Annotated in this window: 25 protein-coding genes and 1 riboswitch; of the genes, 20 read left to right on the top strand and 5 right to left on the bottom strand. The window is 66.3% G+C overall.

Annotation, left to right across the window (positions count from 1 at the left end; genetic code table 11):
• Positions 1 to 78 precede the first annotated feature (78 nt).
• Together cobS and cobT are read left to right on the top strand one after the other, a co-directional pair.
• Positions 79 to 1,065, top strand: coding sequence for a cobaltochelatase subunit CobS (gene cobS / locus AC2FL1_RS08500; protein ID WP_496876624.1), 987 nt, complete (start codon positions 79 to 81; stop codon positions 1,063 to 1,065).
• A 72-nt stretch (positions 1,066 to 1,137) separates the two neighbouring features.
• Complete coding sequence (cobT, locus tag AC2FL1_RS08495) at positions 1,138 to 3,015, top strand: cobaltochelatase subunit CobT (protein ID WP_496876623.1); 1,878 nt, start codon at positions 1,138 to 1,140, stop codon at positions 3,013 to 3,015.
• Positions 3,016 to 3,110: 95 nt separating this feature from the next.
• On the opposite strand, the gene AC2FL1_RS08490 is transcribed toward cobT, so the two are convergent.
• Positions 3,111 to 3,287: a hypothetical protein gene (locus AC2FL1_RS08490; protein ID WP_496824634.1), complete on the bottom strand. Its 177-nt coding sequence runs from the start codon at positions 3,285 to 3,287 to the stop codon at positions 3,111 to 3,113.
• Positions 3,288 to 3,426: 139 nt separating this feature from the next.
• On the opposite strand from AC2FL1_RS08490, the gene AC2FL1_RS08485 reads away from it, so the two are divergent.
• Positions 3,427 to 4,617 (top strand): alpha/beta hydrolase, encoded by a 1,191-nt coding sequence (locus AC2FL1_RS08485; RefSeq protein ID WP_496876622.1) that lies wholly within the window; start codon positions 3,427 to 3,429, stop codon positions 4,615 to 4,617.
• Positions 4,618 to 4,623: 6 nt separating this feature from the next.
• On the top strand, positions 4,624 to 5,838 hold the full coding sequence (locus AC2FL1_RS08480; protein WP_496876621.1) for an alpha/beta hydrolase: 1,215 nt from the start codon (positions 4,624 to 4,626) through the stop codon (positions 5,836 to 5,838).
• Here AC2FL1_RS08480 and AC2FL1_RS08475 read toward each other — a convergent pair.
• The gene (locus AC2FL1_RS08475) at positions 5,816 to 6,184 is read right to left on the bottom strand and encodes a hypothetical protein (RefSeq protein ID WP_496876620.1); all 369 of its coding nucleotides are present in this window, start codon (positions 6,182 to 6,184) and stop codon (positions 5,816 to 5,818) included. The genes AC2FL1_RS08480 and AC2FL1_RS08475 overlap by 23 nt on opposite strands.
• 109 nt (positions 6,185 to 6,293) lie before the next feature.
• On the opposite strand from AC2FL1_RS08475, the gene AC2FL1_RS08470 reads away from it, so the two are divergent.
• Together AC2FL1_RS08470 and AC2FL1_RS08465 are read left to right on the top strand one after the other, a co-directional pair.
• Positions 6,294 to 8,084, top strand: a complete 1,791-nt coding sequence (locus AC2FL1_RS08470) for an aminopeptidase P family protein (RefSeq protein ID WP_496876619.1) — start codon at positions 6,294 to 6,296, stop codon at positions 8,082 to 8,084.
• Between the two features lie 83 nt (positions 8,085 to 8,167).
• Positions 8,168 to 8,512: a DUF427 domain-containing protein gene (locus AC2FL1_RS08465; protein WP_496824643.1), complete on the top strand. Its 345-nt coding sequence runs from the start codon at positions 8,168 to 8,170 to the stop codon at positions 8,510 to 8,512.
• 36 nt (positions 8,513 to 8,548) lie between these two features.
• On the opposite strand, the gene AC2FL1_RS08460 is transcribed toward AC2FL1_RS08465, so the two are convergent.
• Complete coding sequence (locus AC2FL1_RS08460; protein WP_496876618.1) at positions 8,549 to 9,301, bottom strand: class I SAM-dependent methyltransferase; 753 nt, start codon at positions 9,299 to 9,301, stop codon at positions 8,549 to 8,551.
• A gap of 65 nt (positions 9,302 to 9,366) precedes the next feature.
• On the bottom strand, positions 9,367 to 10,329 hold the full coding sequence (locus tag AC2FL1_RS08455) for an NAD(P)-dependent oxidoreductase (protein WP_496876617.1): 963 nt from the start codon (positions 10,327 to 10,329) through the stop codon (positions 9,367 to 9,369).
• Between the two features lie 219 nt (positions 10,330 to 10,548).
• Here AC2FL1_RS08455 and AC2FL1_RS08450 point away from each other — a divergent pair, with 219 nt between their 5' ends.
• From AC2FL1_RS08450 to cobJ, 8 genes are all read left to right on the top strand, one after another.
• On the top strand, positions 10,549 to 11,433 hold the full coding sequence (locus AC2FL1_RS08450) for a LysR substrate-binding domain-containing protein (RefSeq protein WP_496876616.1): 885 nt from the start codon (positions 10,549 to 10,551) through the stop codon (positions 11,431 to 11,433).
• Positions 11,434 to 11,505: 72 nt separating this feature from the next.
• Positions 11,506 to 11,728, top strand: a riboswitch (cobalamin riboswitch).
• A 94-nt stretch (positions 11,729 to 11,822) separates the two neighbouring features.
• Positions 11,823 to 12,197: a DUF1636 family protein gene (locus AC2FL1_RS08445; RefSeq protein ID WP_496824650.1), complete on the top strand. Its 375-nt coding sequence runs from the start codon at positions 11,823 to 11,825 to the stop codon at positions 12,195 to 12,197.
• A 3-nt stretch (positions 12,198 to 12,200) separates the two neighbouring features.
• The gene (gene cobW, locus AC2FL1_RS08440) at positions 12,201 to 13,256 is read left to right on the top strand and encodes a cobalamin biosynthesis protein CobW (protein WP_496876615.1); all 1,056 of its coding nucleotides are present in this window, start codon (positions 12,201 to 12,203) and stop codon (positions 13,254 to 13,256) included.
• A gap of 9 nt (positions 13,257 to 13,265) precedes the next feature.
• Positions 13,266 to 16,559, top strand: a complete 3,294-nt coding sequence (gene cobN, locus AC2FL1_RS08435; protein ID WP_496876614.1) for a cobaltochelatase subunit CobN — start codon at positions 13,266 to 13,268, stop codon at positions 16,557 to 16,559.
• Positions 16,556 to 17,683 carry a ferredoxin-like domain-containing protein gene (locus AC2FL1_RS08430; protein ID WP_496876613.1) on the top strand — a complete coding sequence of 376 codons (1,128 nt, stop codon included), beginning with the start codon at positions 16,556 to 16,558 and terminating at the stop codon, positions 17,681 to 17,683. The genes cobN and AC2FL1_RS08430 overlap by 4 nt, the downstream gene beginning before the upstream one ends.
• The gene (locus tag AC2FL1_RS08425) at positions 17,683 to 18,312 is read left to right on the top strand and encodes a precorrin-8X methylmutase (RefSeq protein ID WP_496824658.1); all 630 of its coding nucleotides are present in this window, start codon (positions 17,683 to 17,685) and stop codon (positions 18,310 to 18,312) included. The genes AC2FL1_RS08430 and AC2FL1_RS08425 overlap by 1 nt, the downstream gene beginning before the upstream one ends.
• On the top strand, positions 18,309 to 19,037 hold the full coding sequence (locus AC2FL1_RS08420; RefSeq protein ID WP_496876612.1) for a precorrin-2 C(20)-methyltransferase: 729 nt from the start codon (positions 18,309 to 18,311) through the stop codon (positions 19,035 to 19,037). Before AC2FL1_RS08425 ends, AC2FL1_RS08420 begins: the two co-directional genes overlap by 4 nt.
• On the top strand, positions 19,034 to 19,786 hold the full coding sequence (cobJ, locus tag AC2FL1_RS08415) for a precorrin-3B C(17)-methyltransferase (RefSeq protein WP_496876611.1): 753 nt from the start codon (positions 19,034 to 19,036) through the stop codon (positions 19,784 to 19,786). Before AC2FL1_RS08420 ends, cobJ begins: the two co-directional genes overlap by 4 nt.
• On the opposite strand, the gene AC2FL1_RS08410 is transcribed toward cobJ, so the two are convergent.
• On the bottom strand, positions 19,759 to 20,511 hold the full coding sequence (locus tag AC2FL1_RS08410) for a cobalt-precorrin-6A reductase (protein WP_496876610.1): 753 nt from the start codon (positions 20,509 to 20,511) through the stop codon (positions 19,759 to 19,761). The two genes, cobJ and AC2FL1_RS08410, sit on opposite strands and share 28 nt — an antisense overlap.
• Here AC2FL1_RS08410 and cbiE point away from each other — a divergent pair.
• The 6 genes from cbiE to cobF are packed head-to-tail and all read left to right on the top strand — an operon-like array spanning position 20,510 to position 25,635.
• Positions 20,510 to 21,709, top strand: a complete 1,200-nt coding sequence (gene cbiE, locus AC2FL1_RS08405) for a precorrin-6y C5,15-methyltransferase (decarboxylating) subunit CbiE (protein ID WP_496876609.1) — start codon at positions 20,510 to 20,512, stop codon at positions 21,707 to 21,709. The two genes, AC2FL1_RS08410 and cbiE, sit on opposite strands and share 2 nt — an antisense overlap.
• On the top strand, positions 21,706 to 22,074 hold the full coding sequence (locus AC2FL1_RS08400; RefSeq protein WP_496824666.1) for a cobalamin biosynthesis protein: 369 nt from the start codon (positions 21,706 to 21,708) through the stop codon (positions 22,072 to 22,074). Before cbiE ends, AC2FL1_RS08400 begins: the two co-directional genes overlap by 4 nt.
• Complete coding sequence (cobM, locus tag AC2FL1_RS08395; RefSeq protein WP_496876608.1) at positions 22,071 to 22,865, top strand: precorrin-4 C(11)-methyltransferase; 795 nt, start codon at positions 22,071 to 22,073, stop codon at positions 22,863 to 22,865. Before AC2FL1_RS08400 ends, cobM begins: the two co-directional genes overlap by 4 nt.
• Complete coding sequence (locus AC2FL1_RS08390; RefSeq protein ID WP_496876607.1) at positions 22,852 to 24,174, top strand: cobyrinic acid a,c-diamide synthase CobB; 1,323 nt, start codon at positions 22,852 to 22,854, stop codon at positions 24,172 to 24,174. Before cobM ends, AC2FL1_RS08390 begins: the two co-directional genes overlap by 14 nt.
• A complete protein-coding gene (cobA, locus tag AC2FL1_RS08385; protein WP_496876606.1) occupies positions 24,171 to 24,899 on the top strand; it encodes a uroporphyrinogen-III C-methyltransferase in 729 nt (242 codons plus the stop codon). The genes AC2FL1_RS08390 and cobA overlap by 4 nt, the downstream gene beginning before the upstream one ends.
• Positions 24,892 to 25,635, top strand: a complete 744-nt coding sequence (gene cobF, locus AC2FL1_RS08380) for a precorrin-6A synthase (deacetylating) (protein ID WP_496824673.1) — start codon at positions 24,892 to 24,894, stop codon at positions 25,633 to 25,635. Before cobA ends, cobF begins: the two co-directional genes overlap by 8 nt.
• Positions 25,636 to 25,678: the final 43 nt, after the last annotated feature.

The raw sequence follows: 25,678 nt of genomic DNA, 5'->3' as shown, positions 1-25,678 counted from the left end.
GGCTGGGGGCGATATGGTGCACCCCGACAAGATTGGCCCGCCCCGACGAGGCGCGGCAAGGCGATAAGGACGATTGGTATGGCTGACGGAACGATCCTGATGAACGCAAAACCCACCGAGGAGATTTCCGTCCGCGAAGTCTTTGGCATTGACACGCCGATGGTGGTCAAGGGCTTTGCCGAGCGCAGCGACCGGGTACCCGAGGTCGACCCGACCTATAAATTCGACCCCGATACCACGCTGGCAATCCTGGCAGGGTTCTCGCATAACCGCCGGGTGATGATCCAAGGCTATCATGGCACCGGCAAATCGACCCATATCGAACAGGTCGCGGCGCGGCTGAACTGGCCCTGCGTGCGCGTCAACCTCGACAGCCATATCAGCCGGATCGACCTGATCGGCAAGGACGCGATCAAGCTGCGCGACGGCAAGCAGGTGACCGAGTTCCACGAGGGCATCCTGCCCTGGGCGCTGCGTAACCCCGTTGCCATCGTGTTCGACGAATACGACGCGGGCCGCGCCGACGTGATGTTCGTGATCCAGCGGGTGCTGGAACATGACGGCAAGCTGACGCTCTTGGATCAGAACGAGATCATCACGCCGAACAAGTATTTCCGCCTGTTTGCCACCTCGAACACGGTGGGTCTGGGCGACACGACCGGGCTTTATCACGGCACACAACAGATCAACCAGGCGCAGATGGACCGCTGGTCGCTGGTGGCGACGCTGAACTATCTCAGCCATGACGCGGAAACCGCGATCGTGCTGTCGAAGGCGCCGCATTACAACACCGAGAAGGGCCGCAAGACCATCGCCCAGATGGTGACCGTGGCCGATCTGACCCGGACCGCCTTCATGAATGGCGACCTGTCGACCGTGATGTCGCCCCGGACGGTAATCAACTGGGCGCAGAATGCCGAGATATTCCGGAATGTGGGCTATGCCTTCCGCCTGTCCTTCCTGAACAAATGCGACGAGCTGGAGCGCCAGACGGTGGCCGAGTTCTATCAGCGCTGTTTTGACGAGGAACTGCCCGAAAGCGCGGCGAGCGCCAGCCTGGGGTGATCCGGGCGGCCGCTATATCCGCCTTGCGGCCCGCGACGGGCCGCGACCGCCTGACACCAGGACCGAAGTGACATGAGCAAACCGACCGACAACCCCGCCGATCCGTTCAAGAAGGCGCTGGCCGAGGCAACCAAGGTGATGGCCGACGACCCGGATCTGTCGGTCAGCTATTCGGTCGATCCCTCAGGCGTCAGCGGAGACGCGATGCGCCTGCCGCAGGTCAGCCGCCGGATGACCCGCGACGAGGTGCTGCTGGCGCGCGGCACGGCGGATGCGCTGGCGCTCTATCGCCGCTATCACGACGACGCAACCCACAGCCGCTATGCCCCTCCGGGCGACATGGCGCGCGACCTCTACGAGGCGATGGAAACCGCCCGTTGCGAGGCGATGGGCGCCCGCGACATGCCCGGCACCGCGTCCAATATCGACGTGAAGATCACGCATGAGGCGCTGCGGCGCGGCTATGACCAGTGCAAGCAGCCCTCGGAAGCGCCGCTGCCAGTGGCGGCGGGCTATCTGGTGCGGCATCTGGCCACCGGGCGCGACCTGCCCGCGGCGGCCGCCAATGTGATGAACCTGTGGCGCGGCTTTATCGAGGAACAGGCCGGCGGCACGCTCGAGAACCTGAACGATATCCTGTCCAATCAGGCCGAATTCGCCAAGTTCACCCGCCAGGTGATCAAGGACCTCGGCTATGGTGACCAGTTGGGCGATGACCCGGATGAGATGGACGAGGATCAGGAGGATCAGGCCGAGGACGACGCCGACGAGCAGCCCGATCCCGACAGCACCGGCCAGGATGATCAGGACGATCAGGACGCAGACGCCGATCCCGAGCAGAGCCAGGAACAGCAGCAGGACGAAAGCCAGGCCCAGGTCTCGATGGACGAACTGGCCGACGAGGAACTGGCCGAAGAAACCGAGATGCCAGATGGCGAGGCGCCGCTGGAGCCGCCGCCGCCACCGCCCGCCTCCGAGGCCGATCCGAACTACAAGGTCTATCTGGATACCCATGACGAGGAGATCGCCGCCGAGGAGCTGGCTGAACCCGCAGAGCTGGAGCGGCTGCGCGCCTATCTCGATCAGCAGCTCGAGCCGCTGAAAGGCGCGGTGAGCCGCCTTGCCAACAAGCTGCAACGCCGCCTTCAGGCGCAGCAGAACCGCAGCTGGGAGTTCGACCGCGAAGAAGGCATTCTGGACGCCGGCCGTCTGGCGCGGGTTGTGGCCAACCCGACCACGCCGCTCAGCTTCAAGGTTGAGAAGGATACCGAGTTCCGCGACACGGTGGTGACGCTGCTGCTGGATAACTCCGGCTCGATGCGCGGACGTCCGATCTCGATCGCGGCGATCTGCGCCGACGTTCTGGCGCGCACGCTGGAGCGCTGCAACGTCAAGGTCGAGATCCTGGGCTTTACCACCCGCGCCTGGAAGGGCGGGCTGGCGCGCGAGGCCTGGTTGAACGAGGGGCGCCCGCAGCAGCCCGGCCGCCTCAATGACCTGCGCCACATCATCTACAAGGCCGCCGATGCGCCGATGCGGCGCACAAGGCAGAATCTGGGCCTGATGATGAAAGAGGGGCTGCTCAAGGAAAACATCGACGGCGAGGCGCTGGAATGGGCGCATCGCCGGATGCTGGCGCGGCGGGAGCAGCGCAAGATCCTGATGGTGATCTCGGACGGGGCGCCGGTGGACGATTCCACCCTGAGTGTGAACCCGGCGAATTACCTGGAAAAACACCTGCGCGACGTGATCGCCATGGTGGAAAAGCGCAAGCAGGTCGAGCTGCTGGCCATCGGCATCGGCCATGACGTGACCCGCTATTACCAGCGCGCGGTGACGATCACAGATGTCGAGCAGCTGGCGGGTGCCATGACCGAGCAGCTGGCGGCGCTCTTTGACAGCGACCCGCGCGCCCGCGCACGGGTGATGGGCATGAAACGCGCCAGCTGACCGCGATCGTCGGCGCCTACCGCTCTTGCAGGCGCCTCCGGCGGGAGTATTTGCGACCAGAAAGAAGCACAGGGTCCGTCTCCCCGCTCAGCCCGTCAAGACAGGCTGACAAGTCGCCGAAAGGCGAACAGTCGGGCGATCCGCCCTGCCAGCCAAGCTCTCGCAGTCCGGCGCGGTGTCACATATCGGGCGGCCATCCTTTCTTCCTCACTCGGCAGTTGCAGGTGGACGGGGCGATGGGTGAGAAGCGCGGTATCGGTATGCAGGATCATGTCAGGTCTCCTTGTTGTGTTCCCAGCATGGCAGCGTCGGGCACGCAGCGCTTTCAGACAGCCTTGGGAAACCCCTGCCTGAATCCTTATTTTTTGCTTGGGGCTTGCCGAAACACCTAAAGCGGGGTGTTAATTCATCATGCGCTATGTGTTTTGCGATTGCGTTCTGGATACCGGGCGGCATGTCTTGATGCGGGGCGATGCGCCGGTTGCCGTCGAGCCGCAGGTATTCGACCTGCTGCACCTGCTGGCACGCAATGCCGGGCAGCTGGTAACCCGTGACGAAATCCTGGCCGAGGTCTGGAACGGGCGCATCGTCTCGGAGAGCGCCATCAGCGCCCGCATCGCGGCCGCGCGCAAGGCCGTGGGCGACGACGGCAAGGCACAGCGGGTCATCCGTACAATCGCCCGGCGCGGGTTGCAGATGGTGACCGAGGTCACGGAACAAACCAGTGACACCGCCCCCGTGGCGACTGGGGACAGAACAGACGAGCCACGCATTCGTTACATCATCCTGCCCACCGGACATTCCATGGCCTATTCGGTTTCGGGTGCCGGCCCTCCTGTGATCCTGCTCGGCCAAACACGTTCGGATATTGCAGCTGAGTGGCGGCTGCCTTTCGAACGTCACCGCTTCGAAGCCTTGTCACGCCAGAACGCGCTGATCCGGTTCGACGCCATTGGTTCGGGGCAATCCGACCCCCGGTCCGATCGTTCCACGATTGATGAGCAGGCCGAAGATGTCCTGTGCCTGGCCGACGCGCTGGGGCTCGACCGGTTCGCGCTCTATTCCCAATCCGGTGGTTGTTCTCAGGGCCTTTACATTGCAGCGCATCACCCTGAACGCGTAACTCGTCTGGCCATGATGGGCGCCTATGCCGAAGGGCGCGCGGTGCGCGACAATGCGGATGGCAAGGAGGCCGAACCCTTGCAAGCCATGTTGCAAACCGCGCGGTCGCGGTCGGATAGCACCTTTTTCGAAGCCTTCCTGCTGGCATATCAGCCCGAAGGGCCACTGGACTCCGTCCGGGCCTATGCCCGGATGATGCTGGACGCGGCGACCAAGGACCATGACTTGCGCCACCGCGACGTGATCAACCATCATTCAAGTCTGGAGTTCCTGCCACGGATCACTTGCCCGACGCTGATCCTGCATTCCCGCCACGATGCGGTTCATCCGCTGTCCGAGGCCCGCAAGCTGGCCGCTGGCATCGCGGATGCGGAAATCGTGGTGCTCGAGTGCGCCAATCACATTCCCTGGCAGGGCAATGCGGCCTATGACACCTACCTGGAAACGCTGACCCGGTTCCTTGCGGCGGGGGTGGGCTAGACCGCCATGCGCTATGCTTTCGCCAACTGCCTGCTGGATACCGACGAGTTGACGCTTGTTAGGGACGCCGAAGAAATTGCCGTTGAACCGCAGGTCTTTGACCTCTTGCACCTGTTGGCGAGCAATCCCGGTCGTGTGGTGACCCGAGACGAGATCTTGGCCGAGGTCTGGGACGGGCGGATCGTGTCAGAGAGCGCGATCAGCGCCCGTATCGCGGCCGCGCGCAAGGCGGTGGGTGATGACGGCAAGGCGCAGCGCATCATTCAGACGGTCACCCGTCGGGGGTTGAAATTCGTGGCCAAGGTGGCGGCGGACACCCCCTCAGCTGTCTCGCCCCGGCCTGCCCCCACGGTCCAGCGCATCCGTTATACGCGCACGGCGGAGGGGAAATCGCTGGCCTATACGGTCACCGGGGCTGGCCCGCCGGTGGTGCGCGGCGGCTACAACACGACCGATCTGGAGGCTGAGTGGAACACGCCCTCGGAACGGGCGATGTTCGATGCGATCTCGGAGCGCCACAGCCTGCTGCGCTTCGATCCGATCGGGTTCGGGCGGTCGGACCGGGCTCTGGAGGAATTCTCGTTCGATAGCCTGGCCGAGAACCTGAAGCTGGCAGCGGATGCGGCGGGGTTCGAGCGGTTCGCGCTGTACAGCGAATCCGGCGGTGTTCTGTCGGTGCTGCGCTTTGCGGTCAAGTACCCCGAGCGGGTCAGCAGGCTGGCCATTGTCGGAGGCTATGCCGAGGGGCGCGGGCGGCGGAACCCTGAGCTGAAATCCGACGTGATGCAATCGCTGGTTACCGAGGGCTGGACCGCGCAGGAGATCAGTTTCGTCTCGGCGATGATGCTGAGCTATTTTCCCGAAGGTCCGCTGGAGGCGATCCACGACATGGCGCGCAACATGATCAATGCTTCGTCGCGCGAGACCATGCTGAAGGTTCGGGCGGCGATCCACGATGTCTCGCTGTTGCCGCTGTTGCCCCAGGTGCGATGCCCGACCCTGATCATCCATGCCCGGCATGACAATGTGCATCCGCTGTCCGAGGCACAGAAACTGGCGGCCGGCATTCCAGGGGCCGAACTGATGGTGCTGGAAACCGCCAACCACATCCCGATACCGGGCAATGCGGTCTGGGACGAGTATCAATCGACCTTGTTGGGTTTCCTTGGGGAACGGGAACGGTCGCCCGCCCAAGGGGTCACTCGCCCAGCATTTCCCTGAAGGGTTTGTAATCGGCCCCATAACAGTGGGACAACAGGCCGGTAACGTTCCGGGTCCTCAATACGGTCTCGCCATCCGCGCTGAGCGTGACCTCCCAATAGTCGCGACCGATATAGGTACCTCGGGCATTGCGGGCATCCGACGTGGCGCAAAGCTTGATCGTATCGCCTTGCTTGACAAGCCGCGAGACCCGCGCTTGTCCGGGATTTGCCGGATCTGCAAGCTTCTTGCCGATCGCGTCGGCCGCATTGCGGCGGGCGATCTCGGGTGTTGGCCGCTTTTCCTCCTGCGCGGCAAGCGGCAGGGCAAGGCTGGCAAGGACAATCAGGGCAGGCAAACGGATCATGCCGGCATGATAGGCCAAGTCGCGCGCATCACAAGAGCGTCGCGGAGGTGCTGGACATTTCCGGTTCCACGCCGCACCTTTCGCGGCAACAACGACACGGAGGCGCAGCATGTACCAGAGCTTCGAGGTGACCGCCCGCCCGGAACAGGGGCCACCGCGGCTGGAGCGCCTGCGCGCCGAGATCGAGGCCGAAGGTCTGAGCGGGTTCCTGGTGCCGCGCGCGGATGCGCATCAGGGCGAATATGTCGCCGCCCATGACGAGCGTCTGGCCTGGCTCACCGGCTTTACCGGCTCGGCCGGGTTCTGCGCCGCGCTCAAGGATGCGGCGGGCGTGTTCATCGACGGGCGCTATCGCACTCAGGTCAAGGCGCAGGTGGCTGATGTCTTCACACCCGTTCCCTGGCCCGATGTGAGCCTGACCGACTGGCTCAAGAAGCAGTTGCCGCAGGGCGGGCGTGTGGGCTTCGATCCCTGGCTGCATGCAGCCGGTCAGATCCGCACCGCGGTGAGCGAGTTGAAGGGCAGCGGGATCGAACTGGTGCGCTGCGACAACCTGGTGGATCGGATCTGGCCGGATCAGCCCTGCCCTCCGATGGAACCGGTCAAGGTGCATCCGCTGGAATTCGCGGGTGAAACCGCCGCCGACAAGGCGACGCGACTGGCCGAGGACCTGCGCAACGCCGGCCAAAAGGCGGCGGTGATCACCCTGCCGGATTCGATCATGTGGCTCTTGAACATTCGCGGCGCGGATATTCCGCGCAACCCGGTGGCACATGGTTTTGCCATCCTGCATGATGACGGGCGGGTCGACTTGTTCATGGCAGCAGTCAAGCTGACCGGTCTGGAGGAGCATCTGGGGCCGTTGGTGACGCAGCACGAACCGGATGCGTTCCTCGATGAGGTAGAGGCACTGGCAGGTCCGGTGCGGGTGGACCTGACCACGGTACCGCAGATTGTCGCAGATCGGCTAGGACACCGGCTGACCAAGGGGGGTGACCCCTGCGCCCTGCCCAAGGCCCGCAAGAACGCCGCCGAGATCGCGGGTGCTGCCGAGGCACATCTGCGCGACGGCGCCGCGATGGTGGAGCTGCTGGCCTGGCTGGATGGGCAAGAGCCCGGCAGCCTGACCGAAACGCAGGTGGTTCGCCAGTTGGAGACCTGTCGCCGCCGCGATAACGGCTTACAGGATATCAGCTTTGAGACCATCGCGGGCACCGGGCCCAATGGTGCGATCATGCATTACCGAGTGACCGAGGAGACCAACAGCCGTCTGGAGGACGGGCATCTTCTGGTGCTGGACAGCGGCGGCCAGTATCTGGACGGGACCACCGACATCACCCGCACCATCGCCATCGGCACCGTGGGGGACGAGGAGAAAGCCTGTTTCACGCGGGTCCTGAAAGGCATGATCGCCATGTCCATGCTGCGCTGGCCGGTGGGGCTGGCGGGGCGCGATATCGAATGCGTGGCGCGCCTGCCGCTGTGGCTGGCGGGGCAGGATTTCAACCACGGGGTCGGGCACGGCGTCGGTGCGTATCTGAGCGTGCATGAGGGGCCGCAGCGGCTGGCGCGGGTCAGCCACGTGCCGCTGGAACCGGGCATGATCCTGTCGAACGAGCCGGGATACTATCGCGAGGGCGCATTCGGCATCCGCATCGAGAACCTGGTGGTGGTGCAAGAGGCCGCCCCCCTGCCCGGTGGCGACGCAGAGCGCGCCATGTTGGATTGGCGCACTCTGACCTATGTCCCGATTGATCGGCGGCTGATCGTCGCGGAGATGCTGACGGTTGAGGAACGCGATTGGCTGAACACCTATCATGCCGACGTCGCGGCAAAGATCGGTCCACGTCTGGGCGCCGAGACGCGGATGTGGTTGGATGCCGCAACCGCGCCGCTTTGACACGCGGCTGTTACACCGGCGGGGCAACACTCGCCGCCGGACCGAAGAATACGAGATACGAGATACGGGGAAGGAAACGGAACATGAGCGATCACATCACCATCCGCAAGGCGCCGGGCAAATGGAGCGTCCGGTCGGGCGGTGCCATCCTGGGCGAAAGCAGCAACGCGCTGGAACTGAGCGAGGGCGAACTGCCTCCGGTGATCTATTTCCCGCGCGCCGATATCGCCATGGCCTTCCTGGACCGCAGCGACAAGACCACCCATTGCCCGCACAAGGGCGACGCCAGCTATTACTCCATCGTCAACCGCTCGTCTGTGACCAAGGACGCGGTCTGGACCTATGAGGACCCGCTGCCAGCGATGGAGCGGATCAAGGGCTATCTGGCCTTTGTGCTAAGCGACAGCGTCAAGGTGGAACAGATCTGATCGGGACAGGGGGCGGCGCGACGCGCCGCCTGCCGCTCAGGGCAGTTTCTGCGCGATATAGAAACCATAGCTGACATGCGCCGAATGCGCGCGATAGAGCGCGATCTCTGCGCGTTCGGCTGCAACGATCTCCTTTGCTTCGGCCGAGTCTGCGTGCCGCTTCAGAAAACCGGCAAACCGCGCCTCCATAGGCTCGTAATAGGCCGCGAGCCAACAGGCGGGCGGAAGCGGAAAATAGCCTCGCAACCCGTATCCCGCTGCCTCGATCTGCGCTATTTTCTCGCCAGCGGTGGCAACCTGCGGATATTCCCGCGCCCAATGCGCACTCAGATCGGCGGGACGGTCGTTGGTCAGCCAGGTCAGTTCCGACACCGCCAGAATGCCGCCCGGGCGCAAGAAGCGCCGCCAGGCAAGCAACCCAGCCTCGAACCCGACGTTGTAGATCGCCCCCTCGGACCAGATCACATCCAACGACGCATTGGCAAAGGGCAGCTCCTCCATCGACGCGGCAAGCGTGTCGATGCGGTCCATCAGGCCTGCGCGAGCAGCGCGCCGATCTAGCTCGGCCAGAAAGGCAGGCAGCAGATCCACCGCAGTGATCCGCGCATCCAGTTCTTCGGCCAACACCAAGCTGGCAGCACCTGTGCCACAACCAATATCGGCGATGTCCAGACCCGTGCGCCCGGCCAGCCCGGCCAAGCGCAGGGCCAGACGAGTATGGTCGACATCACCTGGCCCCTGCCGCTCTGCCTCCAGATGCAGGTCGGTCAGCAATTGCAACATGTCCATGCATCACCTCCTGCCGCGCAGGATAGCCAAACCAAAAGCGGCCACTGCGCGGCGGGGTGTCGCGCCTAGCCTGACGCGCGCGCGAGCCCCTGCGGAACCACCTCGTAACCGGGCTCTTCGGGTTCGTCATCCACCATCTCGGGCGGAAAGCCCGGCGCGGTGATGTCGAGACCGGTCGCTTCCTCCAGACGGCGGATGATGTCGTCGGACTGGGCCCGCATGCCATAGCGGGCGATCCCGTCCTCGAAGATGCTGATCATCAGCGGCGAGATCTCCAGCGGCACGCCGGTGCGGTCGGCTATCGACTGGAACAGGCCGATATCCTTTTTCACCAAGTCCATTGTGAAGTTGATGTCGCGGCTGCCATTCAGGATCACCTGGCTTTCGGTCTCGTGCACAAAAGAGGTGCCCGAACTGATCTTGATTGCCTCGTAGGTGGTGTTCAGATCCATGCCGGCGGCCTTCATCGTCACCAGCGCCTCGCAGCAGGTCAGCAGGTTTGCGGTGGCCAGATAGTTGGTCATCACCTTCAGAACCGAGGCGCTGCCCAGCGGGCCAGTATGCAGGATACGCCGCCCCATCACGGTCAGGAAGGGCAGGATGCGCTCGAACGTGGCCCGGTCGCAGCCCGCGAAAATCGAGATATTGCCGGTATCGGCCCGGTGACAGCCACCCGAAACCGGGCAGTCGACAGCGGCACCGCCGCGCGCGATCACCTGTTCGCCCAGTCGTTTGACCTCGGCCTCGTCGGTGGTGGACATTTCCATCCAGATCTTGCCGGGTCCGACCTCGGGCAGCATCTCCGCCATCACCGCGGCGCTGGCGGCGGGCGAAGGCAGACAGGTGATCACCGCGTCGCAATCACGCATCATCTGCGCCGGCCCTTCGGCCGCCTTGGCGCCGCGCGAGACGAAACCCGCCACCAGATCGGGGTTGAGATCATGCACCGTCAAATCGATGCCATTGCGCAGCAGCGAGCCCGAGAGCTTGCCACCCACATTGCCCAGTCCGATAAAGCCTACTTTCATTGCGTCCTCCCTTGCCGGTCCTGCCGGGGCCATGGTTCGCGCGCAGTATGAAAGCTGGATTTAACCAAGAGAAACGAATAAAGAATGTCAAAATGCCATGATTTTTTTTGTGATACATGTCGAACCCGCGCAACCGACAAAATTTCCACGGAAATTTTGTCCCAGAAAATTTGAATTTTCTGGGCCCCGCCCCGGTCCTCGGCCCGGATCTTTTCTGAGATGGCCCGCCTGCCCAACCCGGTCTGGCTGCGGACGTTCGAGGCCGCCGCCCGTCATCTGAACTTCACCGAGGCCGCGCGCGAACTGGGGCTGACCCAGACCGCCGTATCCCTGCATATCCGCTCGCTAGAAGCCGAGTTGGGAGAGCCCCTTTTTACCCGTGCGGCCCGGCGGCTGGGGTTGACCGAGTTGGGGCGCAGCTATGCGCTGGCGGTGCGGCAGGCGCTGGCGGATGTGGCGCTGTCGACCTCTAGCCTATTCGGTCCGGCCCGGCGCGGCATCCTGCGGCTGCGTGCGCCGATTTCCTCGGCCGCCTACTGGCTCGCCGCCACCCTGCCGGATTTTGCCGCCGACCATCCCGGTATTGCCGTGCGACTGGTCTCGAACATCTGGGATGACGGCCCGGCGGTGGGCAGCGTGGATGTGGACATCAGGCTGGGGCGTGGCGACTGGGCAGGGTTGGTGACCGAAAAGCTCTGCGATGAGACCATCGTGCCGGTTGTGCGGGCCGGAGAACCGGTGCAGCCACCGTCGGCGCTGCAGGCGCATCAGCTGATCCACATCCTGGGATACGAGGACAACTGGCCACGCTGGTTCGCGGCGCAGGACCTGTCCGCTCCAACCGGCGGCAGCCTTTATTCGGTCGATACCACCGTCGCGGCGCTGCAACTGGTGATGGCGGGGGCCGGGCTGGCGATCGTGCTGACGCGCTTTGCCCAGGGCGCCATCGCCCAGGGCGCACCGCTGCGGCTGGCGGGACCTCCGATTCCCTTTTCGCAGGCGCATTATCTGGTCCGCCCCGAACGTGCCGCCCCGCCCGGTGCCCCGGCGCAGCTCTACCTCGACTGGCTGCGTGCGCGGCTGGCGGCGGATGCCGCTGGCTGAACGTCAGAGGTCGCTTTTCCCCTGCCCCCTCAGACGCACCGCCAAGCGCGCTTGACAAGGCCCCTGCCCATGCCGCATGTCCGCCCTGTTGGTGTCCGGGAAACCGGATGAAAAGGGAATGCGCCAGCGGTTCCGGGAACTGGTCCCGGGCAGCCGTCAAGCGCAGCCGCCCCCGCGACCGTGACCGGAGAGGGTGCCCAAGCCACTGGCCAATTGGCCGGGAAGGCGGGACGCCCGACAGGGCAAGACCCTGACATCCGCAAGCCGGGAGACCTGCCAGCACACGAACTGCAACCGGACGGGGTGTTTCCGGTGACGGGTCTGGGGCCAGAAGGGCCGACCCGTGCATGCCCCGTCCCCCATGACTGGACCCTGGGGGGATGAGAGAGATGAGCGAACACGCTCCGGTCGAGCTGTTGGTCTGTACCACCTGCCGCCGTGGATTACCGGTCGAAGACGATGCCCAGCGCCCCGGCGCGCTGCTCCACCGCGCGCTGAGCGCCGCCGCGCTGCCCGAAGGGGTCATCGTGAGGCCGGTCGAATGCCTGTCCAATTGCGATCAGGGTTGCTCGATCGTGTTGCGCGGCGGCCCGACGCGCTGGACCTTTGTTTATGAGAACCTCAACGAGGCCGATGACGTGGCCACCATCGTCGAGGGCGTCACCAAATATCACGCCACCGCTGACGGGCTTGTCCCCTGGCGCGAGCGTCCCGTCCATTTCCGCAAGAACTGCGCCGCGCGCATCCCCCCGATCGGAGCCTGAGCCATGAGCACCCTTGAAAAACTCCCCGTTACCGTGATCACCGGCTTTCTCGGTTCGGGCAAGACCACGCTGATCCGCCACCTGATGCAGAACCCGCAAGGCAAGCGGCTGGCCGTGGTCGTCAACGAATTCGGCGATGTGGGGGTCGATGGCGAGATCCTGAAAAGCTGCGCCATCCCGGAATGCCCGGCGGAAAACATCATGGAACTGGCCAATGGCTGCATCTGCTGCACCGTGGCCGATGATTTCATCCCCACCATCGAGGCGCTGATGGCGCTGGAGCCGCGCCCCGATCACATCCTGATCGAAACCTCGGGCCTGGCGCTACCGAAGCCGCTCTTGAAGGCGTTCGACTGGCCCGATATCCGGTCCAAGATCACCGTGGATGGCGTCATCGCGCTGGCCGATGCCGAGGCGGTTGCAGCGGGCCGGTTCGCGCCCAATGTGGCGGCGGTGGATGCCCAGCGGCTGGCCGACGACTCAATCGACCATGAAACGCCCCTGTCCGAGGTGTTCGAGGATCAGATCAGCTGTGCCGATATCATCCTGCTGACCAAGCCCGATCTGGCCGGGCCCGACGGCGTGACCCGCGCGCGCGAGGTGATCGCGGCCGAGGCCCCCCGCCCGCTGCCGGTGGTCGAAGTGGCCGAGGGCGCCGTGGATGTGCGCGTCATCCTGGGCCTTGGCGCCGCCGCCGAGGACGACATGGACGCTCGTCCCAGCCATCATGACGGCCATGACGACCACGAGCACGACGATTTCGAAAGCATCGTGGTGGAACTGCCCGAACAATCCGACCCGGCCGAACTGGTCGCGCGGATCGAGCGGCTGGCCAACGAGTTGAACATCCTGCGCGTCAAGGGCTATGCCGCCGTTTCGGGCAAGCCCATGCGCCTCTTGGTGCAGGCGGTGGGTGCGCGGGTGCGTCACCAATATGACCGCCCGTGGCAGCCGGGCGAGGAGCGCCGCTCGCGCATGGTGGTGATCGCCGAGCATCACGACATCGACGAGGCCGCGATCCGTGCCATCCTGACCGGCGTTTCCGAGCCTGCGGAGTAAGCGCGCGCCATGCATGTCGTTTTCCGCGAAAGCCACGGGCTGGAAGAGACCGAGACCCCGACCGACCTGGGCCAGAGCCCGGCGGATCTGGTGGTGCTGTCGTTCTCGGACAGTGACCTGGGTGCTTTTGCGGCGGGCTGGCATCGCGGCGGCGGGGCGATGGGCAGAATGCCCACCCTACGCCTGGCCAACCTGACGGCGCTGAAACATCCCCTATCCGTCGATACCTATGTCGAGAATACCCTGTCAGGGGCCAAGGGCATCCTGATCCGGCTGATCGGCGGCGTGCCTTATTGGGCCTATGGGCTGCAACAGGTGCTGGCGCTGGCGCAGGAGAAGGGGCTCGCGCTGGCGGTTCTGCCGGCGGACGGGCGCGAGGATACGCGCCTTGACGCCTATTCCACCCTGCCCGTCTCGACCCTGCGGCGGTTGCAACATCTCTGCGACACCGGCGGCGAGGTGGCGGCGCAGGCCGCGCTGGCGCAAATGGCGCTGGCGACCGGGCTTTATGCCGGGCCGGTGATCGGGTCAAAGGTGCTGCCCGAATGCGGGTTCTGGTGCCCCGAGCGCGGCGTGATCGCGCCCGAGACTGCGTTCGAGGGCGACGCCCCGCGCATACTGGTCACCTTTTACCGAGCCTATCTGACTTCGGCCGACACGGCCTCGGTCGCGGCGCTGATCCAGGCCTTTCGCGCGCGCGGATTTCAGGCGATGGGCATGTTCGCGCCTTCGCTGAAGGTGCCCGCCGCTGCCGATTGGATCGCCGGACAGATGCCGGGGCTGGCCCCGGCGGCCATCGTCAATGCCACCTCGTTTTCCGGCAAGGGCGCCAATGGCGCCTCGCCGCTCGACGCCGCCGGCGTACCGGTATTCCAGGTGGCGCTGGCCACCTCTCGCCGCAAGGCCTGGGCCGAGGCCGAGCGCGGGCTGTCGCCCGCCGATCTGGCCATGCATGTGGTGCTGCCCGAGGTCGACGGGCGCATCGACGCCGGGCTTATCTCGTTCAAGGAGCCGGGCAAGCGCGACCCGGCGCTGGAATATTCCCGTTTCGCGCACCGCCCAGAACCCGACCGGATCGAGGCGGTGGTAAACCGGGTGTCGGGCTGGCTGCGGCTGGCGGCCAAACCCGCTGCCGAGCGCTCGGTTGCATTGGTTCTGTCCACCTATCCCGGCAAGGACTGGCAGATGGCCCATGCGGTTGGTTTGGACGCGCTGGCCTCGGTCGAGGCGATACTGTGCGATTTGCAGGATGAGGGGTATGACATCGCATCCGGGCAGCCGATTGCGGAAGAGCTGCAAACTGTGTCGATTTCGTGGCCAATCGCTGATTACCGCAAATCTTTGGCCAGCATTCCGCCACAATTGCGCCAGGATTTGCAAAGCGCTTGGGGTGACCCTGAGAGTGATCCGGCATTTTCGCAAGGCAATTTGCAGTTTCGCGCGATCCGGCGCGGCAAGGCGCTGGTGGCCCTGCAACCGGAACGGGGCACGCCCGAGGCGCGCGATGACGACTATCACGACCTCTCCCGCACTCCGCGCCACGGCTATGTGGCCTTCTATCTCTGGCTGCGGCAGGCGCTGGGAGCCGACGCCCTGATCCATATCGGCGCCCATGGCACGCTGGAATGGCTGCCGGGCAAGGCGGTGGCGCTGTCGGGGCAATGCTGGCCCGAGGTTCTGATCGGCGATCTGCCGGTGATTTACCCCTTTATCGTCAACGATCCGGGCGAGGCCGCGCAGGCCAAGCGCCGCATCGGCGCGGTGACGCTGGGCCATATCCCCCCGGCCCTGCGCGTCAGCGGCACGCCGGACCGGATGGTACAACTCGAGGCACTGCTTGACGAGTTTTCCAATGCCGACGGGCTGGACCCCAAACGCCGCGACCGCTTGCAGGGCGATATCCGGGCCGAGGCGCAGGCGCTGGGGCTGGAGGATGATCTGGGCCTTGATCGCGCCACCTCGACCGCCGAGGCGATCACCCGCATCGACCGCTTTGTCTGCGACGTGAAGGAAAGCCAGTATGGCGACGGGCTGCATGTCTATGGGCGTGTGCCCGAGGTGACCGGCCCGTTCGATCCCACCCCTTCGGCACAGGGCGAGGCGCGCGCGCTGATTGATGCGTTGGCGGGCAAGCGGATCGCGGCGGGGCCGTCGGGCTCGCCCTACCGTGGGCGGACCGATGTGCTGCCCACCGGGCGCAACCTTTATACCACCGACCCCCGCTCGGTCCCGACGCGCGCGGCCTATACCCAGGGCGTGAAACTGGCCGAAGAACTGGTGCGCCGGCATTTGCAGGAAGAGGGCGATTACCCCAAGGGGCTGATTGTCGATCTCTGGGGCTCGGCCACCATGCGCACGGCGGGCGAGGAATTCGCCATGGCGCTGCATCTGTTGGGGGTCAAACCGGTCTGGGATCAGGGGTCCGAGAGGGTTTCGGGGATCGAGGTTCTGCCGATCACCGATCTGGACCGGCCCCGGCTGGACGTCACGCTGCGTGTCTCGGGGCTGTTCCGCGACGTGTTTCCGACGCTTTCGGCGCTGTTCGGGCAAGCCGTGCGTGCGCTTTGCGCGCGTGACGAGACGCCCGATTGGAACCCCTATGCCGGACATGCGCCCGCAGCGCGGGTCTATGGCCCGGCGCCGGGCAGCTATGGGCTGGGCATGGGTCACCTGCCCGAGACCTATACCGACGAGGCCCGCCAGCAGGCGGGCGAGGCCTGGCTGGCCGCCAGTTCCTTTGCGCTGGAGGGCGAGAACATCGCCCGCGACGCCGAAGGCATCCGCGACCGCGTCGCCAATGCCGACGGGTTCGTGCATTTGCAGGATCTGGCCGAGACCGATCTGCTGCTGGCCGCCGATTATGCCACGCATGAGGCAGGCTTTGCCGCCGCCAAGCGCGTGACAGGTGGCAAGGCGCAGCTCTATCACCTCGACAACACCAATCCCGATACCCCGCGCGCCCGCACCCTGCCCGAGGAAATCGCCCGCGTGGTGCGCGCCCGCGCCGCCCATCCCGGCTGGATCGCGGGCATGATGCGGCACGGGTTGCGGGGCGCGGCCGAGATCGCGGCAACGCTCGACCACATGGCCTCGTTCGCGCATCTGGCCGACAGCGTGGCGCCGCATCTGTTTGATCTCTACCACGATGCCACTTTGGGAGACGCGCAGGTTGCGGCCTTCCTGCAAGAGGCCAACCCGCAAGCCTATCAGGCCATGCTGGACCGGTTCCGCGCGCTTTACGAGGCGGGGCTGTGGCAGACCCGGCGCAACTCGATCCGGGCCGATCTGGAGGGGCTGGCATGAGCGCGCCCATCGTCCAGGGCTGGTGCCCCGGCGCGCATCGCCCGATGATGTCGGGCGACGGGCTGGTGGTGCGGGTGCGCCCGCGCCTCGCCCGGCTGAGCGCGTCGCAGGCGCTGGGTCTTTGCGCGCTGGCCGACCGGGTCGGCAATGGCACCATCGACCTGACCAACCGTGCCAATCTGCAACTGCGTGGGGTGGCCGAGAAGGATCATCAACCGCTCTTGCCCGAACTGGCTGCGCTTGACCTGTTGGACCGCGAACCGGGCCTCGAGGTGCGGCGCAATATCCTGTTCTCACCGCTTTACCGCGACGGCGACTTGACCGAGCGGCTGGGGCGAGAGTTGACGGAGCGACTGGGCGAACTGCCTGTGCTGCCGGCGAAATTCGGCTTTGCCATCGACACCGGGGCGGGTCGTCTGCTGAGCGCGGATTCGGCGGATATCCGGCTGGAACGGAGCGCAAACGGCCTGATCCTGCGCGCCGACGGCATGGCCACGGGGCGCGAAGTGACCGAGGGCGAGGCGATCGACCACCTGATCGAGCTGGCGCGCTGGTTTGCCGACCGATATGCCCCGGATACCCGCCGCATGGCGCGGCTGGTGCGAGCGGAATCCCTGCCCCCGATCTGGCAGGGCACGGAACCGGTGCCGGTTGGTGAACCGTTGACCCCCGGTGAGACAGCCCTTGGCCCGCTTTACGGTGCGGCCTTTGGCCAGCTGCCCGCGCAGGCGCTGGCTGCGCTCTTGCGTGACAGCGGCGCAGTCGCTTTGCGGGTCACCCCCTGGCGGCTGATCCTTCTGGAAGGGGCGCAGGCCATCCCCGCCCCCGATTTCGTCACCCGCACAGGCGATCCCATTCTAACTACCGATGCCTGCCCCGGTGCGCCCTATTGCCCGCAGGCGCAGGCCGAAACGCGGGATCTGGCCCACGCGCTGGCCGAGCGCGTGAATGGCAGCCTGCATGTCTCGGGCTGTGCCAAGGGCTGCGCCCGGATGCGCCCCGCCGATATAACGCTGGTCGGTCGCGATGGGCGGTTTGACCTTGTAAAACGGGGCCGCGCGGGGGATGAGCCCTGCCAGCGCGACCTGACACCCGAAACACTGAAGACGATGGACCTGACCTGATGCCCTATGAATACGAAACCGATGGCGCGGCGATCTACAAACAGTCCTTTGCCACCATCCGGGCCGAGGCCGATCTGGCTCGCTTCGACGCGGACGAGGAGCAGGTCGCGGTCCGCATGATCCATGCCGCCGGCATGGTCGGGCTGGAGGAGTTCGTTCATTTCTCGCCCGACTTCGTCACCGCCGCGCGCGGCGCTCTGGAGGCGGGCGCGCCTATCCTCTGCGATGCGCGCATGGTCAGCGAGGGCGTGACCCGGTTCCGCCTGCCGGCCGATAACGAGGTGATCTGCACCCTGCATGACGAGCGTGTGCGCCCGCTGGCCGCCGAAATGGGCAATACCCGCTCGGCCGCCGCGCTGGAACTGTGGCGCCCACACTTGGCGGGCGCAGTGGTGGCGATCGGCAATGCGCCCACCGCCCTGTTTCACCTGCTGAACATGCTCGAAGATCCCGATTGCCCGCGCCCCGCCGCGATCATCGGCTGCCCGGTGGGCTTTGTCGGCGCGGTCGAGTCGAAAGACGCCCTGTGGGAGGCACAGCCGGTGCCCTGCTGCATCGTCAAGGGCCGCCTGGGCGGCAGCGCCATCACCGTTGCGGCGATCAACGCTATCGCGAGCCGCGCCGAATGAGCGCGGGCACAATATACGGTCTGGGCCTTGGCCCCGGCGATCCCGACCTGATGAGCGTCAAGGCCGACCGGCTGCTGCGCGGCGCCCGCCATGTGGCCTATTTCCGCAAGCCCGGCCGCAGTGGCCAGGCCCGCAAGATTGTCAACGGGATGGTCCCCGAGGGCGCGGTCGAGTTTCCGATGGAATACCCGGTCACCACCGAGATCCCGGTGACCGATCCGCGCTATAACCAGCTGCTGTCCGAGTTCTACGAGAGCGCCGCCGCCCATCTGCGCACGCTGGCCGACGCGGGCGAGGATGTGGTTGTCCTATGCGAGGGCGACCCGTTCTTCTACGGCTCGTTCATGCATCTTTATACCCGCCTGCGCGATCTGGTCCCGGTCGAAGTTATCCCCGCCATCACCGGCATGTCCGGCGCCTGGACCGCCACCGGCACCCCGATCACCTGGGGCGACGATGTGCTGACCGTGCTGCCCGGCACCCTGCCCGAGGATGTGCTGGCCGCCCGCATGGCCGAAACCGACGCGCTGGTGGTGATGAAGCTGGGCCGCAACCTCGACAAGGTAGTGCGCGCGCTCAAGACTGCCGACCTGTTCGAGCGCGCCTGGATCGTCGAATACGCGCAGATGGCCAATCAGCAGGTCTCGCGCCTGTCCGAGAAATGCAGCGGCGTGACCCCCTATTTCTCGATCATCATCGTACATGGTCAGGGGCGGCGGCCATGAGCGGCTGGCTGCGGATCGTCGGCCTTGGCCCGGGCTCGGAGGCGCTGGTCACCCCCGAGGTGACGGCCGCGCTGGAAGAGGCCACCGATGTGGTGGGCTATATCCCTTACGTTGCGCGGGTGGCCGAGCGGCCCGGCTTGACGCTGCATGCCAGCGACAACCGGGTCGAGATCGACAGGTCTCGCCATGCGCTCGAGATGGCCGCCGACGGACACCGGGTGGTCGTGGTCTCGTCGGGCGATCCCGGCGTTTTTGCCATGGCCTCGGCAGTGTTCGAGGCGGTCGAGGCTGGCCCGCCTGCATGGCGCGATCTGGACATTCAGGTGCTGCCCGGCATCACCGCCATGCTGGCCGCCGCTGCGCACGCGGGCGCGCCGCTGGGCCATGATTTCTGTTGCATTAATCTGAGTGACAACCTGAAACCCTGGCCGTTGATCGAACGCCGGTTGCGGCTGGCCGCGCAGGCGGATTTCGCCATGGCGTTCTACAATCCACGCTCGAAGTCCCGGCCCGAAGGCTTTGAAAAGACGTTGCAAATCCTGCGTGAAGAATGCGAACCCGAGCGGTTGATCCTGTTTGCCCGCGCGGTCTCGCGCCCGGACGAGGCGCTGCGCATCGCGCGTCTGGCCGAAGCGACACCCGAGATGGCGGATATGCAGACCGTGGTCCTGGTCGGTTCTTCCCGCACCCGCGTCATCGAAAGAGACGGTACCCCAATCGTTTACACGCCAAGGTTCACGCCGGAATGACGCAGCCAGCGCAGCACATCGGTGGGGGTGGCAAACTCGGTCCGGGGCGGCAGAACGGGGCGGTCGATCATAAGCACCGGCAGGCCCAGGTCGCGCGCCGCGTCCAGCTTGGCCCGCGCCCCGGTGCCGCCGGCGTTCTTGCTGACCACAAGCTGCGTTTTATGCTGTTGCATCAGCGCCTTGTCACCCTCTCTTGTGAAGGGACCACGCGACACCACGACCTGCGCCTTGGGCAAGGGCAGCGGATCGCTGGGCGCGTCGACGAGGCGCAAAAGATAATCGTGCTGCGGCTGGGATGCGAAGTCGCCCAGATGCATCCGGCCTACCGCCAGAAACACGCGCTGCGGGACGCCCTTCAAAGCGGCGACTGCGGCGGAGATATCCGGGACGCGGTGCCAGTTGTCCCCGTCTCCGGACTGCCAGGCGGGCCGCGTCAGCGCGGCCAAGGGCGTGTCCGTTTGGGCGCAGGCAGCGCAGGCGTTGGCACTCATTTGCGCAGCAAAAGGATGCGTAGCATCAATAACATGCGTTACGCTGTTGCTGTGGACAAATTCCACCAGACCGGCCACGCCGCCGAATCCGCCGACCCGCACCGGGATCGGCTGCTCGCGCGGCGCCTCGACCCGGCCGGCGTAGGAATAGGTCGCGCGCAGGCCCGTCTCGGCCACGGCGCGCGCCAACGCGTTCGCTTCGGTGGTACCGCCCAGGATCAGGAGGTGCGACATGTCTGATGCTCCGTGGCTGAGCGTGATCGGCATGGGCGAGGATGGACTGGATGGCCTGCCGCCCGCAAGCCGTCAAGCCCTGGACGCGGCCGAGGTGATCATGGCGCCGCCCCGGCACCTGTCGCTGCTGCCCGAGGGGCCGCAGGAGCGCATCGCATGGCCAGTCCCGTATTCTGACGGCTTGGAGATTCTCTCCGGGCTGCGCGGGCGCCGTGTCGCGGTGCTAGCTTCGGGCGATCCGTTCTGGTTTGGCGCGGGTGCCGTCATCGCCCGGCATTTCGATGCGGGCGAATGGCGCGCGTTGCCCGGAGTCTCGACCTTTTCGCTGGCAGCGGCGCGGCTGGGCTGGCCGCTGGAGAAGACCCTCACCCTGGGTCTGCATGCCGCACCGCTGACCCGGCTGCGGCCCTATCTGGCATCCGGCCTGCGCGCGCTGATCCTGCTGCGCGACGGTGCGGCGGTATCCGAACTGTCGCGCTACTTGGATCAGACCGGCTTTGCCGCCAGCCGCCTGCATGTGATGGAGGCGCTGGCGGGCCCGCGCGAGCGCCTGCAAACCCTGTCGCTGGCCGAGGCGCAAGCGGGCGATTTCGCCCACCCCGTCTGTGTCGGCGTCGCAGTGGCGGGTGAAGGTCGGGCGATCTCCAAGGCAAGCGGCAGGCCCGACGCGATCTTCGAGACCGACGGGCAGATCACCAAGCGCCCGGTGCGGGCGCTGACGCTTTCGGCGCTGGCGCCGCAGCGGGGCGAGCACCTGTGGGACATCGGCGGCGGCACCGGCTCGATCGGGATCGAATGGTTGATGAGCGATCCAACGCTGAGCGCCACCACCATTGAGCCCCGCGCCGACCGCGCCGCGCGCATCCGCGCCAATGCCGACGCCCTGGGGCAAGACCACCTGCGCGTGGTCGAGGGCAGCGCGCCCGAGGTGCTGGGCAGCCTTGCGCGGCCCCACGCGGTGTTCATCGGCGGCGGTCTCAGCACGGCACTGCTGGAATGGCTCTTTGCCGAACTGCCCGCCGGCACCCGGCTTGTCGCCAATGCAGTGACGCTGGAAAGCGAGGCTTTGCTGGCCCTCTGGCAGGCCGACAAGGGCGGCGAGCTGCTGCGGGTCGAACTGGCGCAAGCCGCCCCGCTGGGGCCGCGCCGGGGCTGGAAATCGGCCTATCCGGTGGTGCAGTGGAGCGTGACGCTATGATCGTCGCGGGACTGGGCTTTACCACCACGGCAGAGGCGGCCAGCCTGCGCGCAGCCTATGACAAGGCCGCCGCCGGACAGGCGGTGGCCGCGCTCGCCACCGTTGCCGACAAGGCCGGGCACCCGGCGCTGGAGGCGCTGGCGGCAGAGCTGGCGCTGCCCTTGCACCTTATTCCGGCGAGCGAGCTTGCCGGGCAGCGCACCCTCACCTGCTCGCCGCAAAGCCGCGCCAGCTATGGCACCGGCAGCGTGGCCGAGGCCGCGGCGCTGGTCGCCGCCGGGCCGGGCGCGCGGCTGATCACCCCAAGACAGATATCGGACGACCGGCGCGCCACCTGCGCCCTCGCCATCGGAGACCAGACATGACCGTACATTTCATCGGCGCCGGACCGGGCGCTGCCGACCTGCTCACCCTGCGTGGCCGCGATATCATCGCCTCCTGCCCGGTCTGCCTTTATGCCGGGTCGCTGGTGCCCGAGGAGATCCTGAGCCATTGCCCCGAGGGGGCAAGGATCGTCAACACCGCGCCGATGGATCTGGATCAGATCATGGCCGAGATCGAGGCCGCGCATAAGGCCGGGCAGGATGTGGCGCGGCTGCATTCGGGTGATCTGTCGGTCTGGTCGGCCATGGGCGAGCAGATCCGGCGGCTGAAACAGATGGGCATCCCGGTCAGCGTTACACCCGGCGTACCGTCGTTCGCGGCCGCTGCTGCCGCGCTGGGGACCGAGCTGACCCTGCCGGGTCTGGGGCAATCGGTGGTGCTGACCCGCACGCCCGGTCGCGCCTCGTCGATGCCCGAGGGCGAGAGCCTGGAGAACTTCGCCCGCACCGGTGCCACGCTGGCCATCCACCTGTCGATCGGCAATCTGGACAAGGTGGTCGCCGATTTGACCCCGCACTACGGCGCCGATTGCCCGGTGGCGGTGGTCTATCGCGCCAGCTGGCCCGACGAACGGATCATCCGCGCCACGCTGGAGACGCTGAAAGAGTCGCTGGACGAAAGCATCTCGCGCACCGCGCTGATCCTGGTGGGACCGGTTCTGAAGGGTGAGGGGTTTGACGAAAGCTGCCTCTATTCCCGCGAATACGACCGCCGTTACCGGCCGCAAAGCGCCGACAGCCCGTGGTCGAGCTGGAGCCATGGCGATGACTAACCCCCCCGGCCTGATGATCTCGGCCCCGGCCTCGGGCACCGGCAAGACCACTGTCATGCTGGGGCTGTTGCGCGCGCTGGCCGAAGACGGGCTGGTGGTGCAGCCCTTCAAGAGCGGACCCGATTATATCGACCCTGCCTTTCACCTAGCGGCGGCGGGGCGGGCCTCGTTCAACCTCGACAGCTGGGCGATGGGCGAGCGGCTGCTGGGTGCCGTTGCCGCGCAGGCGGCTGGCGCCGATATCGTGGTAGCCGAAGGGTCGATGGGCCTGTTCGACGGTGTCGCCAAACCCGGCGAGACCGGCCACGGTTCGAGCGCCGAGACCGCGCTCAGGATGGGCTGGCCGGTGGTGCTGGTCCTCGATGTGGGTGGACAGGCGCAATCGGCGGCGGCCACGGCGCTGGGATTCCGGATGTACAATCCCGACCTGCCCTTTGCCGGGGTGATCCTGAACCGCTGTGCCAGCCCCCGGCACGAGCGGCTGACCCGGCTGGGCATGGAGCGCGCGGGCCTGCCGGTGCTGGGCGTGCTGCCCCGGCGTGGCGACCTGACCCTGCCCGAGCGGCATCTGGGCCTCATTCAGGCGGTGGAACATCCCGACCTGGAGGCCGCCATCGCGGGCTATGCCGCATTCCTGCGCGAACATGTCGACCTGGACTCGATCCGGGCCGCCGCCTCTTCAAGCCCTGCAGGGCTTTCCTCGGCACCGCTGCCGCCGCCCCCGGCCCAGCGCATCGCGCTGGCGCGGGATGCAGCGTTTTCCTTCACCTATCCGCATCTCCTGGAAGGCTGGCGCGCGGGTGGCGCCGAGATCCTGCCGTTTTCACCGCTGGCCGACGAGGCCCCCGCGCCCGATGCCGATCTGGTCTGGCTGCCCGGCGGCTATCCCGAACTGCATGCGGGCACACTCGCCGCCGCCAATACCTTTCGCGCGGGGCTGAGACGACATGCCGAAACCCGGCCCGTGCATGGCGAATGCGGCGGCTACATGGCATTGGGTGAGGCGCTGATCGACAAGGACGGCACCCGCCACCGGATGGCGGGTCTGTTGGGCCTCGTCACCTCGTATGACAAGCGCAAGTTCAACCTGGGCTATCGCCGGGCCGAATTGCTGGGGCCCCTGCCCGGCTATGGTACCGGTGCCACCCTGCGCGGGCACGAGTTCCACTATTCCTCGATCCTGGAACAGCCCGACGCGCCGCTGGCCCGTGTTTTCGATGCCGAAGGCGTCGAGGGGCCGCAAACCGGGTCCGTGCGCGGGAATGTCACCGGCACCTTCTTTCACCTGATCGCAGAGGCGGGATCATGAGCGGTTTTGTCTCCTTCGTCGGCTCGGGGCCGGGCGACCCGGACCTGTTGACGCTGAAAGCTGTGGACCGGCTGGGCAAGGCAGACGCGGTGCTGTTCGACGATCTGTCGAGCGGTCCGATCCTGACCCATGCGCGCGCGGATGCCGATCTGGTGGGGGTGGGCAAGCGGGCGGGCCGCGCCTCGCCCAAGCAGGACCATGTGAGCCGCCTGCTGGTGGATTATGCGCAGACCGGCGCCCACGTCGTGCGGCTGAAATCCGGCGATGGCGGTCTCTTTGGCCGGCTGGAGGAGGAACTGGTCGCGCTGCGCGCGGCCGGGATCGGATACGAGATCATCCCCGGCATCCCCTCGGCGGTGGCGGCGGCGGCGGCGGCGGGCATCCCGCTGACCCGACGGCTGACCGCGCGGCGGGTGCAATTCGTCACCGGCCATGACGTCAGCGGGCAATTGCCCCCCGACCTGAACCTGCCCGCACTCGCGGATGCTCAGGCCACCACGGTCGTGTTCATGGGCAAGCGCACCTTTCCGTTGCTGCTCGACGCGCTCGAAGCGCATGGCCTGCCGCGTACGACGCCTGCGTTGATGGCCGAAAGCGTCTCGACCCCTGAACAGCGCCTGACACGCGCCACCATGGGCGAACTGGCCGAGCGGCTGGCAGAGGAGGTGGGCACCGCCCCTGCCCTGATCCTTTATGGTCCGCTGGCGGAGTTCGGCGATGGTTGAGCTACTCCTGATCGGAATCGGCACTGGCAATCCCGACCATGTCACCCGCGAAGGCATCGCCGCCATTCGCGCCGCCGATCTGATCCTGATCCCGCGCAAGGGGGCGGGGAAATCCGATCTGGCCGGGCTGCGCGAGCGCATCATCACTGACGCCACCGACACCCCGCCGCAGATCGCCTATTTCGACATCCCCGCGCGCCGGGCTGACGACGGGTATCTGAAGGGCGTCGACGACTGGCACGATGCAATCGCCCTGCGCTGGCAGGCGGCGATGGAGGACCACCCCGGCGCGGCGCGGGTGGCGTTGCTGATCTGGGGAGACCCGTCGCTTTATGACAGTTCGCTGCGAATCGCGGCACGGCTCGATCCGCAACCCAAGGTGCGGGTGATTCCCGGCATCACGGCGCTTCAGGCCCTGACGGCGGCACATGGCATTCCGATCAACGAATTAGGCGCACCGTTTCTGGTCACAACCGGGCGGCGCCTGCGCGACGAAGGCTGGCCCCCCGCCGTGGATACCGCGGCCGTGATGCTGGACGGCGAATGCTCGTTCCAGGCCTTGGATATGTCCGATTACCACATCTGGTGGGGCGCCTATGTGGGTATGGAGGAACAGATTCTGGTGGCGGGTCCATTGGCCGCGGTGGCGGGAGAAATCGTCGAAACCCGTGCCCGCGCGCGGGCCGATCATGGCTGGATCATGGATATCTATCTTTTGAAAAAGCGCGGAAACTGACCGGAAAGGTCGCAAATGACGATTGCGCCGGGCGCGCGTTCGC

It is taken from the genome of Ruegeria sp. YKSF070 (assembly GCF_059612725.1).
The sequence above is the reverse complement of the archived record's forward strand: the minus strand, read 5'-3'. Positions and strand labels throughout refer to the sequence as shown.